The organism is Flavonifractor sp. An112 (assembly GCF_904377885.1).
Taxonomy (GTDB): domain Bacteria; phylum Bacillota; class Clostridia; order Oscillospirales; family Oscillospiraceae; genus Flavonifractor; species Flavonifractor avicola.
Map to the genome: position 1 here is coordinate 1 of NZ_CAJFGT010000029.1, position 12,328 is coordinate 12,328.

The following is a 12,328-nucleotide window of genomic DNA, read 5'->3' on the forward strand; positions in this document are numbered from 1 at the left end:
AAGCCCAAGGTATTTATCGACGGCCAGGAGGGTACCACCGGTCTCCAGATCCATCAGCGGCTGGCAGACCGGGATGACATCGAACTGCTGGTGATCGACACTGACAAGCGGAAAGACTTGACAGAAAGAAAGCGCCTGATCAATGCGGCAGACCTGGTTTTCCTCTGCCTGCCTGATGCTGCGGCGGTGGAATCGGTGGGTCTCATTGAGAACTCCCGCACCCGGGTTATCGATGCATCCACCGCTCACCGCACAGCTCCCGGCTGGGTATATGGATTCCCGGAATTGTACAAAAATCCCCGGGAAATCATCGGAAATGCCCGATTCGTGGCCAATCCGGGTTGCCATGCCACCGGCTTCCTGGCTTCGGCAGCTCCACTGGTCTCCATGCGTATCCTGCCCAAGGACTACCCTATGACCTGCTTTTCCCTCACCGGATACTCCGGCGGCGGCAAGAAGATGATCGCCCAGTATGAGGAGGGGGAGAAAGGGGAAGGACTTTACAGTCCAAGAGTGTATGGAACCACCCTTCGGCACAAGCATCTGCCCGAAATGCAGAAGATCTCCGGCCTGGATACCCCGCCGGTGTTTACCCCTGTAGTGGACGATTACTACAAGGGCATGGCCACTACCATCTTCCTCCACAACCGCTACCTGGTGGGCCAGCCCACCGCCAAGGAGCTGAGCCTGATCCTGATGGCCTACTATGCCGGCCAGCCCCTGGTGACGGTGGCCCCCTATTCTGAGGAGCCGGCCTATCTGGCGGCCAATACCCTGGCGGGCACCGACAAGCTGGAGCTCACCGTCAGCGGCCACGAGGGACAGTCCATCGTTACAGCACGGTTCGACAACCTGGGCAAGGGCGCTTCAGGCGCGGCAGTGCAGAACATGAACCTGATGTTGGGCTTCGATATGACAGCCGGCCTGGCGCTGTGAGAAACGCAACGGCGGGGGCAAGCCCTCGCCCTCCTGTAGGGGCCGATGCCCACATCGGCCCGCGATTCCAATTTGAGGAGTGAACGATATGAAACAGATCCCCGGCGGCGTGACCGCCCCCAAGGGTTTTACCGCGTCCGGTGTCCACTGCGGCGTGAAGAAGGGCAAGGGGGACGGCAATCAGCCCCCCATGAGCAAGATGCCTGAGGTGCTGGAGGGCAAGAAGGACCTGGCCCTCATCGTGTCTGAGCAGCCCTGTGTGGCAGCTGCTGTGTACACCATGAACCGGGTGAAGGCCGCTCCCCTCTATGTCACCATGGACCACCTGGAGAACGGCGAGGCCCAGGCCATCGTGGCAAACTCGGGCAACGCCAACGCCTGCGCTCCCAACAGCCACGAGCACGCCGAAACCATGTGCCAGCTGGCCGCCCAGGCCACCGGCCTGAAGGCCTCCGACTTTGTGGTGGCTTCCACCGGCGTCATCGGTCAGGAGTTGAACATCGATGCCATTGCCAAGGGAATGCCCGCTGCCGCCGCTGCCCTGTCCAAGGACGGCTCCGACGCCGCGGCCAACGCCATTATGACCACCGATACCGTGAAGAAGGAGCTGTATGTCACCTGCTCCGTGGGCGGCAAGACCGTGACCATCGGTGCCATTGCCAAGGGCTCCGGCATGATCCACCCCAACATGGGCACCATGCTGTGCTTTGTTACCACCGACTGCGCCATCACCCATGAGATGCTCACCGACGCCCTTCACGAAATCGTCCCCCGTACTTTCAACCGGGTGACGGTGGACGGGGACACCTCCACCAACGATATGTGCGTGGTGCTGGCCAACGGCATGGCGGGCAACGAGCTGGTGGAGTGGAAGGACGACAACTATACCGTCTTTTACAAGACCCTCTACTATGTGTTTGAGCAGCTGGCCCGCAACATCGCCGCCGACGGCGAGGGCGCCAGCAAGCTGATCACCTGCACCGTGGCCAATGCCCGCAGCGAGGAGAGCGCTGAGCGTCTGGCCAAGGCGGTGGTGGGCTCCTCCCTGGTGAAGGCCGCCATGTTTGGCTCCGACGCCAACTGGGGCCGTGTACTGTGCGCCATGGGCTACTCCAAGGCCCCCTTCCGCCCCGAGTTTGTGGACGTGAAGTTCTCCTCTGCCGTGGGGGAGATCCTGGTGTGTGAGAAGGGCGCCGGGGTGGACTTCGACGAGGAGAACGCCAAGAGCATCCTGTCCCAGGATGAGGTGGTCATCCATGTGGACCTCCACGAAGGCGAGCATGAGGCCACCTGCTGGGGCTGTGATCTGACCTACGACTACGTTAAGATCAACGGCGACTATCGCACCTGATCAAAGGCAATATGGAGGCGATTCCCATGTCATTCAGCGAGGTGGACCGGGCCAAGGTACTGGCCGAGGCCCTGCCCTACATTCAGAAATACTACGGCAAGACCGTGGTGGTGAAATACGGCGGCAACGCCATGATTTCCGACGAGCTGCGCCAGGCCGTCATTTCCGACATCATCCTGCTCCACCTGGTGGGCATACGGGTGGTGGTAGTCCACGGCGGCGGTCCGGAGATCACCGAGATGCTGAACAAGATCGGCAAAGAGTCCAAGTTTGTGGACGGCCTGCGCTACACCGATGAGGAGACAATGGAAGTGGTCCAGCAGGTGCTGTGCGGCAAGGTGAACAAGAACCTGGTTGCCACCCTGAACCGGATGGGCGGCAAGGCTGTGGGCCTGTGCGGCATGGACGCCGGGATGTTCCAGGCCAAAAAGCTGGACGAGAAATACGGCCTAGTGGGTGAGATCACCGCCGTGGAGCCCCAGATGGCGGTGGACGCCCTGAAGGACGGCTATATCCCGGTGGTGTCCACCGTGGCTCAGGGCATTGACGGCGAGAACTCCTATAACATCAACGCCGACACCGCCGCCGCTAAGCTGGCCACCGCCCTGAAGGCGGAGAAGCTGATCCTGCTCACCGATGTGCGGGGCCTGATGATGGACCCGAAGAACGAGAATACGCTGCTGCCGGTGGTGCGGCTGTCCCAAGTGCCCGGCCTGGTGCAGGACGGCGTCATTAAAGGCGGAATGATCCCCAAGGTGGAGTGCTGCGTGGAGGCGGTGCGCTCCGGCGTGGAGAACGCCATCATTTTGGATGGCCGCATCCCCCACTCCATCCTCATTGAGCTGCTGTCCGATGAGGGCATCGGCACTATGCTGATGTGAGGTGATATGATGGACCATAAAGAATTGGTGGAACTGGACCACCAGTATATGATGCAGACCTACGGCCGATTTGACGTGGATATTGACCACGGCCAGGGGGCTACCCTGTACGACCTGGCGGGGAAGGAGTACATCGACTTCTCCTCCGGTATCGGCGTCAACTCCATTGGTTACGCCAATCCCAAGTGGGTGGAGGCCATCACCAACCAGGCCATGAAGCTGGGTCATATCTCCAACCTGTTTTACTCCCAGCCCTACGCCAAGCTGGCCCAGCAGCTGTGTGAGCGCTCCGGCATGGCGGCCGCCTTCTTCGGCAACTCGGGCGCCGAGGCCAACGAGGGCATGATCAAGCTGGCCCGGAAATATTCTTTTGACAAGTACGGCAAGGGACGGGGCACCATCATCACCCTGAAGAACTCCTTCCACGGCCGTACCATTACCACCCTGACCGCCACCGGCCAGGATGTATTCCACCAGTATTTCTTCCCCTTCAACGACGGCTTCCGGTATGCCCTGGCGGGTGATATGGATTCCCTCCAGGAGGTGGCAGGCCACGACGTGTGCGCCGTTATGCTGGAACTGGTGCAGGGCGAAGGCGGCGTGCTTCCCATGGACCCGGAGTATGTTCACGACCTGGCGGTGCTGTGTGCCGAGCGGGACTGGCTGCTGCTGGTGGATGAGGTGCAGACCGGCGTGGGCCGCACCGGCACCCTGTTTGCCTTCCAGCAGTACGGCATCATCCCTGATGCGGTGTCCTTCGCAAAGGGCATCGCCGGCGGCCTGCCCATGGGCGGTTTCCTGGCCAACGAGCGCTGCCGGGATGTGCTGGGCCCCGGTACCCACGCCTCCACCTTCGGCGGCAACCCCATCTGCGCCGCCGCAGCTCAGGTGGTGCTGGACACCCTGGACGAGGACGCTCTGGCCCAGGTGAAGGAGAAGGGCCACTATATCCGCACCCGCATCGAGCATATGGGCCTGTCCAGCCTGGGAGAGACCCGTGGCCTGGGCATGATGATTGGCGTGGAGGTGAAGGGGGAGGAGAGCAACAAGGTGCTGGCCGCCCGGCTGATCCGGAACGGCCTGCTGGTGCTCACCGCCGGCTCCGCACTGCGTCTGCTGCCCCCGCTGACCATCTCCATGGCGGAGATCGATAAGGGCCTTGCCATTATGAAGGAGACCCTGCTGTAAGAGAAACCAAAACAATGAGGTGAATACAATGAAAAAAGACCTGCTCAAGCTGCTGGACCTGACCAAGGCCGATATCGTGAAGATTCTGGATACTGCCGACCAGATGAAATACAACCAGAAGCATGGCCTGACCCACCACTATCTGGAGGGCAAGACCCTGGCCATGATCTTTGAGAAGAACTCCACCCGTACCCGTGTGTCCTTTGAGACCGGTATGTTCCAGCTGGGCGGCCACGCCCTCTTCCTCTCCGGCAAGGAGAGCCAGATTGGCCGGGGCGAGCCCATCGAGGACACCGCCCGGGTGCTCAGCCGCTACTGCGACGGCATCATGATCCGCACCTTCGGCCAGGCCGAGGTGGAGACTCTGGCCAAGTATTCCTCTATCCCCGTGATCAACGGCCTCACCGACTTCGCCCACCCCTGTCAGGTACTGGCCGACCTGATGACCATCCGTGAGCACAAGTCCCGGCTGGAAGGCCTGAAGCTGTGCTACATCGGCGACGGCAACAACATGGCCAACTCCCTCATTGTGGGCGGCCTGAAGGTAGGCATGGAGGTGTCCGTGGCCTGCCCCGAGGGCTATGATCCCGATCCCCAGGTGCTGGAATTTGCCCAGAACTGCGGCGGCAAGTTCACCCTGTGCCGGAACCCCAAGGAGGCGGCTGCCGGAGCCGACGCCCTGTTCACCGACGTGTGGGCATCCATGGGCCAGGAGGGCGAGGCCCAGAAGCGCCGGGCTGTCTTTGAGGGCATCTACCAGATCAATGACGAGCTGATGGCAGTGGCCAACCCCGGCTGCATGGTGCAGCACTGCCTGCCTGCCCACCGGGGCGAGGAGATCACCGCTGAGGTCTTTGAGGCCCACGCCGGTGAGATCTTTGACGAGGCGGAGAACCGTCTCCACGCCCAGAAGGCGGTCATGTACCTGCTGATGAAGGGCGACAACTGAAGTGTCTGAACAGACCGGCCCCGATGGTACGGGACCGGTCTGCCTTTTCTTACGCACCAGTATGTTTTCCTTGACGGAGGAACGGTTCGGTGTTATAGTATTCTGGTAGTCTAAATGTACGGCCTGAACTCACATTTTTGTAGTCATCGTCGCTTCTTCAGACGATGTCCGAAAATGTGAGTTTTCTTGTCATTTAGCGCGAAATTTTTTGCAGGAGGTACCATTATTATGTATCACGGTACTGTCAAGTGGTTCAACGAGACCAAGGGCTTCGGCTTCATCTCCAATGACGAGGGCGGCGACGACGTGTTCGTGCACTTCTCCGCCATCGTGTGCGACGGCTTCAAGACCCTTCAGGAGGGTCAGAAGGTGACCTACGACGTGGAGCCCGATCCCAAGAACGCTGACAAGCTGCGCGCTGTCAACGTGGTGGCCGCTTGATCGTAAGGATATAAAGCCACACAGAGCAGACCGACAAAACCTGTCGGTCTGCTTTTGTTCATTTCCGTTGACAAGCCGGGGAAAGAATGGTACATTTTATAAGATGAAACAGCGGAAATGAACTGAAACGCCGGTTTGCCAAGGATGGCTGAGCCGGCGCGTTTTCGTTGCTAAGCGGAAGGATGAAGGAGTGAAGGTCCATGAAAACGGATATCGAGATCGCTCAGGCCTGTGAAATGAAGCACATCCGGGACATCGCCGCCCTGGCCGGGGTGGACGAGGAGTACCTGGAGTACTACGGCAAGTACAAGGCCAAGATCGACCTGAAGCTGCTGGCTGATCGGGAAGGCAGGCCCGACGGCAAGCTGGTGCTGGTCACCGCTATCAACCCTACCCCCGCGGGCGAGGGCAAAACCACCACCACCGTGGGTCTGGCCGACGGGATGCGCCGGCTGGGCAAAAACACCGTGGTGGCCCTGCGGGAGCCCTCCCTGGGTCCTGTGTTCGGCGTCAAGGGCGGCGCTGCCGGCGGCGGCTACGCCCAGGTGGTGCCCATGGAGGATATCAACCTCCACTTTACCGGCGATTTCCACGCCATCGGCGCGGCCAACAACCTGCTGGCCGCTATGCTGGACAACCACATCCAGCAGGGCAATGAGCTGGACATCGACGTCAAGCGCATCACCTGGAAGCGCTGCGTGGATATGAACGACCGCCAGCTGCGCAACATCGTGTGCGGCCTGGGCGGCCGGATGCAGGGTGTGCCCCGTGAGGACGGCTTCGATATCACCGTGGCCTCCGAGATCATGGCAGTGCTCTGTCTGGCCACCGGGCTGGGCGACCTGAAGGCCCGGCTGGGCCGCATGGTGGTGGGCTATTCCCGCGCCGGCGCTCCCATCACTGCCCACGACCTGAAGGCCGAGGGCGCTATGGCCGCCCTGCTGAAGGACGCCATCAAGCCCAACCTGGTCCAGACTCTGGAGGGGACTCCCGCCTTCATCCACGGCGGTCCCTTTGCCAACATCGCCCACGGCTGCAACTCCGTCATGGCCACCCGGGTGGCCCTCAAGATGGGAGATTACGCCATCACCGAGGCCGGCTTCGGCGCCGACCTGGGTGCGGAGAAGTTCCTGGACATCAAGTGCCGTCTGGCCGGGCTGAAGCCCTCCGCTGTGGTGGTGGTGGCCACTGTCCGGGCCCTGAAGCATCACGGCGGCGTGGCCAAGGCCGATCTGAACAACGAAAACCTGGAGGCGCTGGAGAAGGGCCTGCCCAACCTGCTGCGCCATGTGGAGAACATTACCACCGTGTACGGTCTGCCCTGCGTGGTGGCCATCAACCGGTTCCCCACCGATACCGAGGCTGAGCTGAAGCTGGTGGAGGACAAGTGCAAGGCCCTGGGCGTCAACGTGGCCCTCAGTGAGGTGTGGGCCAAGGGCGGCGAGGGCGGCATCGCTCTGGCCCAGGAGGTCATCCGCCTGTGCGAAGAGCCCAACCACTTCTCCTTCGCCTATGAGCTGGATCAGCCCATTGAGGCCAAGCTGGCCGATATCGTGAAGAAGGTGTACCACGGCGACGGTGTGGTGCTCACCCCCGCCGCCAAGAAGCAGGCAGCGGAGCTTACCGCTCTGGGCTTTGGAGGCCTGCCCATCTGCATGGCCAAGACCCAGTATTCCTTCTCTGACGACCAGAATCTGCTGGGTGCTCCCGAAGGCTTTACCGTTATGGTGCGCAACATCAAGGTGTCTGCCGGCGCCGGCTTCCTGGTGGCCCTCACCGGCGACATCATGACCATGCCTGGTCTGCCCAAGGTCCCCGCCGCCGAGAAGGTGGACGTGGATGAGAACGGCAAGATCTCCGGCTTGTTCTAAAAGAAAACGCGGGCGGGTGGTAACACCCGCCCGCTGTAATGAGGAGTTGATTGCGATGAATACCGCCAACCAGACCTGCGGCGATTTTCTGGACGCCCTTGCCTCCAAAGCGCCTGTTCCTGGCGGCGGCGGCGCCTCCGCCCTGGTAGGCGCTCTGGGAGCGGCCCTGTGTACCATGGTGGGCAACTACACCGTAGGCAAGAAGAAGTATGCCGAGGTGGAGGAGGACGTGAAGGCCCTGATGGCCAAAGCAGAGGACCTGCGGGCTCGCCTGCTGGCTCTGGTGGACGCTGACGCTGCGGCCTTCGAGCCCCTGTCCAAAGCCTACGCCATTCCCAAGGATGCCCCCGACCGGGAGCAGGTGATGGAAGAATGCCTCCGGAATGCCGCTGCCACACCCATGGAGATCCTGCGCCTGAGCTGTGAGGCCATTGACCTTCACAGTGAGATGCTGGAGAAGGGGAGCGTGATGATGCTCTCCGATGTAGGCACCGGGGTGGTTTTCTGCTGGAGTGCCCTGTACGGCGCTGCCCTCAACGTGAAGGTCAACACCAAGAGTATGGCTGACCGGGCCTATGCTCAGGCTATGAATGAAGAAGTGGACAGTCTGGTGGAGCGGTATTGGAAGATCGCAGAGCGCGTTTATGAAGCAGTTCTGGGGAGGTTTGCCTGATGGCGGAACATTGGAAGGGGGCCCCTGTGGCCCAGGCTCTGACAGAGCGGCTGATCGTCAAGGCCAACCAGCTGAAGGTCCAGGGCATCGTTCCCACCCTGGCCATCGTGCGGGTAGGGGAGCGCCCTGAGGACCTGTCCTACGAGCGAGGAGCCCTGAAGCGGTGCGAAAAAGTGGGCATCCGTGTCAGGCAGTTTACCTTGCCAGAGGAATCCAGCCACGGGGACCTGATGGCGCTCATTGAGCAGATCAACGCGGACCGGGAGATCCACGGCTGCCTGCTGTTCCGTCCCTTGCCGCCGCAGATCGATGAGGCGGCCATCTGTGCTGCCCTGGACCCGGCCAAGGACGTGGACGGTATTACCGCCGGTTCGCTGGCGTCGGTGTTCACCGGCGGCGGTGCGGGCTATCCACCCTGTACCGCTCAGGCCTGCATGGAGATTTTAAACTACTATGGCTGTGACCTCACCGGTAAGCGGGCGGTGGTGGTGGGCCGGAGCCTGGTGGTGGGCAAGCCTCTGTCTATGCTGCTGCTGGGGAAAAACGCCACCGTCACCCTCTGCCATACCCGTACCGCCGATCTGGCCGTCGAGTGCCGTCGGGCGGAGGTGCTCATCGCCGCCGCCGGACGGGCCAATATGATAGGCCGGGATCATCTGGCCCCCGGCCAGTTGGTGCTGGACGTGGGCATCAATGTGGATGAGAACGGCAATCTGGTGGGTGATGTGGATTTTGCTGCCGCCGACGAGATCGTAGGCGCAGTGACGCCGGTGCCCGGCGGAGTGGGGGCCGTGACCACCTCGGTGCTGGCGGCCCATGTGCTCCAGGCTGCGGAACAAGCCAGATAACAGAAACAGGCGCTGCCAGCGGCAGCGCCTGTTTTTCATTATAGTCCGCCCATTAAGAAACTGGCGGCGTGTTCCATGGCCTCGTTGGCCTTCTTCATAGGGAAGGTCTGAAAGACGTGCCACATCTTGTCCCACACTTCCAGCTTGCAGGGCACGGAGGCCTTGAGCATCCGGTTGCGCAGGCGCACCGAGTCGGAAAGCAGCAGTTCGTTGGTGCCAGCCTGGATCAGGGTAGGGGGAAATCCGGTAAGATCGGCAAACAGAGGGGACAGACAGGGGTCGGTCAAGTCCTCTCCCCGGGCATAGGCGTCCCGGGTGGCGTAGATATAGTTGAGGGTGAGCACGGGGTCGATGTCAGCCCGCTCCTGATAGGACTTGCCGCTGGCCGTCATATCGGTCCAGGGAGAGAAGAGGAGCAGTGCCCGGGGAAGCAAACGGCCCGCCTCTTTCAGCTTGTGGGTAAGCACCAGTGCCAGGTTGCCCCCTGCAGAATCGCCCGCCACAATGATGTCCCGGGCGCCGTAGCCCAGATACATCAGGTGGTCCCAGGCCTGGAGTGCGTCCTCCACAGCGGCGGGGTAGGGGTGTTCAGGGGCCAGGCGGTACTCAAAGCTCATCACTTGCAATCCTGTGACCAGGGACAGCTTGGACCCCAGAATGCGGGAGTAGCCCAGGGTGCCGCTGGTATAGCCGCCGCCGTGGCAATAGAGAATGGCCTTCCTGCGGTCATAGCTCCGGTGAGGCCTGATCCAGGCACAGTTCATCTCGCCCAGGGAAAAGGGTTCCCAGCTCATACCGCCCATAGGAGCCACCAGTCGGCCCAGCAGCTCCTGGCTTTTCCGCTGGCGGGCCAGATCTTCCACGTTCATGACCTCGGGGGTGGCGGCGCTGTGGATCGCCTTCAGTGCGCGCATGAAAGGGGCCAGACGCTGCTTTTCTGCCCGCTGTCCGGCCAGCTCCTGACGCTTGCTGTGGTGGCTCATAATGCCGTCTCTCCTTATTTCATGGTAATTCGGTAAACTGAATTATACCACAGGGGAGAATGAAAGAAAAGAGGCGGGCGGGGCCTCTTTTTTGTGGAGAGATTCACTTTCCCTTGTGAGCGACAGAGGAATGTGGTATCCTTTTTTCAGGAAAGGGGGGTGAGCCATGGCGGCAGCTCAGTCTGAACGCGGAGAAAAGAAGCACAAAGAGTGGTACCGGCTGGACAATGCGGCGGTGGTCTACTCCGCCATCCAAAAGGAACGGTATTCCGCTGTTTATCGCTTTTCTGCCGTGATGGACCAGCCGGTGGACCCGGAGGCCCTCCAGCGGGCGGTGGACAAGACCATGCCCCGCTTCCCCGGCTTTCGGGTGCGTATCAAGCCGGGGATCTTCTGGTATTATTCTGAGTTCAACGACGCCCCCGGCCCCTTTGTGCAGAAGGATATCTCCAATCCCTGCCAGCCCGTGCGCTTTGACCAGGGGGATGGCTGGCTGGTGCGTTTTTTCTACTATGAGCGGCGGATCTCCCTGGAGGTGTTCCACGCCATCAGCGACGGCGGGGGCGCCATGACCCTGCTGCGTACGCTGCTGGCGGTCTATCTCCGGGAGCTGGGCTACCAGATTCCCAATACCTGCGGGGTGCTGGATGTGGATCAGCCCCCCAGGCCGGAGGAATTGGAGGACGCCTACGCCCGGTACGCTACCGTAAAGGCCAGAAGCTTTACCACGCTGAAAAAGGCCTATGCCAATGCCGGTACGCCGGAGCCCTTCTATACCCTCAACGTGACCATGGGCTTCTGCTCGGTGCGGCAGCTGAAGGAGAAGGCCAAGGAGCACGGGGCATCCATCACGGAATATCTGACGGCGGTGCTGCTGAAGGTGTTGGTGGACAAGCAGCACCGGGAGGGCCCCAAGAAGGAACTGCCGGTGTCCCTGGCCATTCCCATCAACCTGCGGCCCTGGTTTCCCACGGAGAGCCTGCGGAACTTTATCCTCACCGTCCGGCCCTGCATCGATCCCAGCCTGGGGGAGCATACCTTTGAGGAGATTGTCAGCCAGGTCCATCACTATCTGCGGCTGAACATCAACCGGCAGCAGATGCAGGCGGAGCTGGCGGGCAACGTGAAATTTGCCCGGAACAAATTTGTTCAGATTATGCCCATTGCCCTGAAAAAGCCGGGTATTGCCTTTGGCTACTGGATGGCGGGGGTGCGGCCCTATTCCGGTACCTATACCAATCCCGGCCCCTTCCAGGTGCCGGAGGAGATGCGGCCCCACATCCGCCGGATGGAGGTCATCCTGGGCCAGGCCACCATGCCCCGGGTCCACTGTGCCTCCATCAGCTACGGCGATATCATGGAGATCACCTTTGCCGGGACCCAGAGGGAGACGGATACGGAGCGGGAATTTTTCCGCTTTTTGGTGCGGGACGGCGTCCATGTCAAAGTGGAGAGCAACCGTACCCAATAAGGAGGAAGCACCATGTCCTATTGTGTTCATTGTGGAGTGGAACTGGACGCCACTGCCACGTTCTGCCCGCTGTGCCAGACAAAGGTGATAGACCCGGGTCGTCCGCCCGACACCACATCTCCCAAGCCCTTTCCCACTGAGCGGGGAGAGGTGCCGCCCATCCCCAAGGGGGCGGTGGCAGCGGCCATTACCGCTATGTTGGCCTGCGTGGCGGTGGGATGCGGTCTGCTCAACCTGTTTCTGAAACCGGGGCGGGCCTGGTCTCTCTATGTGATTGGGGCCACCATCATGCTGTGGCTGTGGATTGTGCTGCCCCTCATCTTCAGACGACTGCCTCTGCTGGTCCGCAGCGTCATCAATGTGGCGGCGGTGGCCCTGTATGTCTACCTGATGTCGGTGGACCTGAATGGCCGGGACTGGTATCTGGGGCTGGCGGTGCCCATTATCCTGTGGGGAGGCGCAGTATGGCTGCTGCTCTCCCTGATGCTGCGGGTGTACCACCGCTCGGTCATCAGTACTGTCGCCATTCTCATCGGCAGCCTGGGGGTATTTCTCCTGGGTGTGGAATTTTTCATCGACCGCTGGCTTACTGGCCGGTGGGACCCCTCCTGGTCGTTGGTAGTACTTACTATATGTGTGTGTACTGTGATCCCCCTGGTGATTATCCGGCGTATTCCCGCTGTCCGGGAAGAGGTACGCCGCCGGTTCCATACCTGAATTCAAATAGCAAGAAAGG

The 12,328-nt window shown here is 61.2% G+C and carries 12 protein-coding genes; 11 read left to right on the forward strand and 1 reads right to left on the reverse strand.

What is annotated here, in order from left to right:
* The 9 genes from argC to IHN22_RS06035 all read left to right on the forward strand — a co-directional run.
* A partial coding sequence (argC, locus tag IHN22_RS05995) for an N-acetyl-gamma-glutamyl-phosphate reductase (RefSeq protein WP_191434133.1) occupies positions 1-936 on the forward strand: 936 nt, incomplete at its 5' end.
* 88 nt (positions 937-1,024) lie between these two features.
* Positions 1,025-2,287, forward strand: coding sequence for a bifunctional glutamate N-acetyltransferase/amino-acid acetyltransferase ArgJ (gene argJ, locus IHN22_RS06000; RefSeq protein ID WP_191434134.1), 1,263 nt, complete (start codon positions 1,025-1,027; stop codon positions 2,285-2,287).
* 26 nt (positions 2,288-2,313) lie between these two features.
* Complete coding sequence (gene argB, locus IHN22_RS06005) at positions 2,314-3,168, forward strand: acetylglutamate kinase (RefSeq protein WP_300985671.1); 855 nt, start codon at positions 2,314-2,316, stop codon at positions 3,166-3,168.
* A gap of 9 nt (positions 3,169-3,177) precedes the next feature.
* Positions 3,178-4,356 carry an aspartate aminotransferase family protein gene (locus IHN22_RS06010; RefSeq protein ID WP_087188712.1) on the forward strand — a complete coding sequence of 393 codons (1,179 nt, stop codon included), beginning with the start codon at positions 3,178-3,180 and terminating at the stop codon, positions 4,354-4,356.
* A 28-nt stretch (positions 4,357-4,384) separates the two neighbouring features.
* On the forward strand, positions 4,385-5,305 hold the full coding sequence (gene argF, locus IHN22_RS06015) for an ornithine carbamoyltransferase (protein WP_191434137.1): 921 nt from the start codon (positions 4,385-4,387) through the stop codon (positions 5,303-5,305).
* Positions 5,306-5,533: 228 nt separating this feature from the next.
* Positions 5,534-5,746, forward strand: coding sequence for a cold-shock protein (locus IHN22_RS06020; RefSeq protein ID WP_009259878.1), 213 nt, complete (start codon positions 5,534-5,536; stop codon positions 5,744-5,746).
* Positions 5,747-5,946: 200 nt separating this feature from the next.
* Positions 5,947-7,617 carry a formate--tetrahydrofolate ligase gene (locus IHN22_RS06025; protein ID WP_191434139.1) on the forward strand — a complete coding sequence of 557 codons (1,671 nt, stop codon included), beginning with the start codon at positions 5,947-5,949 and terminating at the stop codon, positions 7,615-7,617.
* A 55-nt stretch (positions 7,618-7,672) separates the two neighbouring features.
* Positions 7,673-8,290 carry a cyclodeaminase/cyclohydrolase family protein gene (locus tag IHN22_RS06030; protein WP_087188709.1) on the forward strand — a complete coding sequence of 206 codons (618 nt, stop codon included), beginning with the start codon at positions 7,673-7,675 and terminating at the stop codon, positions 8,288-8,290.
* The gene (locus tag IHN22_RS06035) at positions 8,290-9,138 is read left to right on the forward strand and encodes a bifunctional 5,10-methylenetetrahydrofolate dehydrogenase/5,10-methenyltetrahydrofolate cyclohydrolase (RefSeq protein ID WP_191434140.1); all 849 of its coding nucleotides are present in this window, start codon (positions 8,290-8,292) and stop codon (positions 9,136-9,138) included. The genes IHN22_RS06030 and IHN22_RS06035 overlap by 1 nt, the downstream gene beginning before the upstream one ends.
* Before the next feature lie 38 nt (positions 9,139-9,176).
* Here IHN22_RS06035 and IHN22_RS06040 read toward each other — a convergent pair whose 3' ends face one another.
* The gene (locus IHN22_RS06040; protein WP_087271124.1) at positions 9,177-10,121 is read right to left on the reverse strand and encodes an alpha/beta hydrolase; all 945 of its coding nucleotides are present in this window, start codon (positions 10,119-10,121) and stop codon (positions 9,177-9,179) included.
* A gap of 166 nt (positions 10,122-10,287) precedes the next feature.
* Here IHN22_RS06040 and IHN22_RS06045 point away from each other — a divergent pair, with 166 nt between their 5' ends.
* Both IHN22_RS06045 and IHN22_RS06050 read left to right on the forward strand, forming a co-directional pair.
* Positions 10,288-11,592 carry a hypothetical protein gene (locus IHN22_RS06045; protein ID WP_191434142.1) on the forward strand — a complete coding sequence of 435 codons (1,305 nt, stop codon included), beginning with the start codon at positions 10,288-10,290 and terminating at the stop codon, positions 11,590-11,592.
* A gap of 12 nt (positions 11,593-11,604) precedes the next feature.
* Positions 11,605-12,309, forward strand: a complete 705-nt coding sequence (locus IHN22_RS06050; RefSeq protein WP_191434144.1) for a DUF6320 domain-containing protein — start codon at positions 11,605-11,607, stop codon at positions 12,307-12,309.
* The last annotated feature ends 19 nt before the right edge of the window (positions 12,310-12,328 follow it).

Excerpts from the sequence above, each read along its gene's own strand:
- IHN22_RS06010 (WP_087188712.1), top strand. The coding sequence starts at position 3,178 with ATGGACCATAAAGAATTGGTGGAACTGGACCACCAGTATATGATGCAG.
- IHN22_RS06035 (WP_191434140.1), top strand. The coding sequence starts at position 8,290 with ATGGCGGAACATTGGAAGGGGGCCCCTGTGGCCCAGGCTCTGACAGAG.
- IHN22_RS06045 (WP_191434142.1), top strand. The coding sequence starts at position 10,288 with ATGGCGGCAGCTCAGTCTGAACGCGGAGAAAAGAAGCACAAAGAGTGG.
- argB (WP_300985671.1), top strand. The coding sequence starts at position 2,314 with ATGTCATTCAGCGAGGTGGACCGGGCCAAGGTACTGGCCGAGGCCCTG.
- argF (WP_191434137.1), top strand. The coding sequence starts at position 4,385 with ATGAAAAAAGACCTGCTCAAGCTGCTGGACCTGACCAAGGCCGATATC.
- argJ (WP_191434134.1), top strand. The coding sequence starts at position 1,025 with ATGAAACAGATCCCCGGCGGCGTGACCGCCCCCAAGGGTTTTACCGCG.
- IHN22_RS06050 (WP_191434144.1), top strand. The coding sequence starts at position 11,605 with ATGTCCTATTGTGTTCATTGTGGAGTGGAACTGGACGCCACTGCCACG.
- IHN22_RS06030 (WP_087188709.1), top strand. The coding sequence starts at position 7,673 with ATGAATACCGCCAACCAGACCTGCGGCGATTTTCTGGACGCCCTTGCC.
- IHN22_RS06040 (WP_087271124.1), bottom strand. The coding sequence starts at position 10,121 with ATGAGCCACCACAGCAAGCGTCAGGAGCTGGCCGGACAGCGGGCAGAA.
- IHN22_RS06020 (WP_009259878.1), top strand. The coding sequence starts at position 5,534 with ATGTATCACGGTACTGTCAAGTGGTTCAACGAGACCAAGGGCTTCGGC.
- IHN22_RS06025 (WP_191434139.1), top strand. The coding sequence starts at position 5,947 with ATGAAAACGGATATCGAGATCGCTCAGGCCTGTGAAATGAAGCACATC.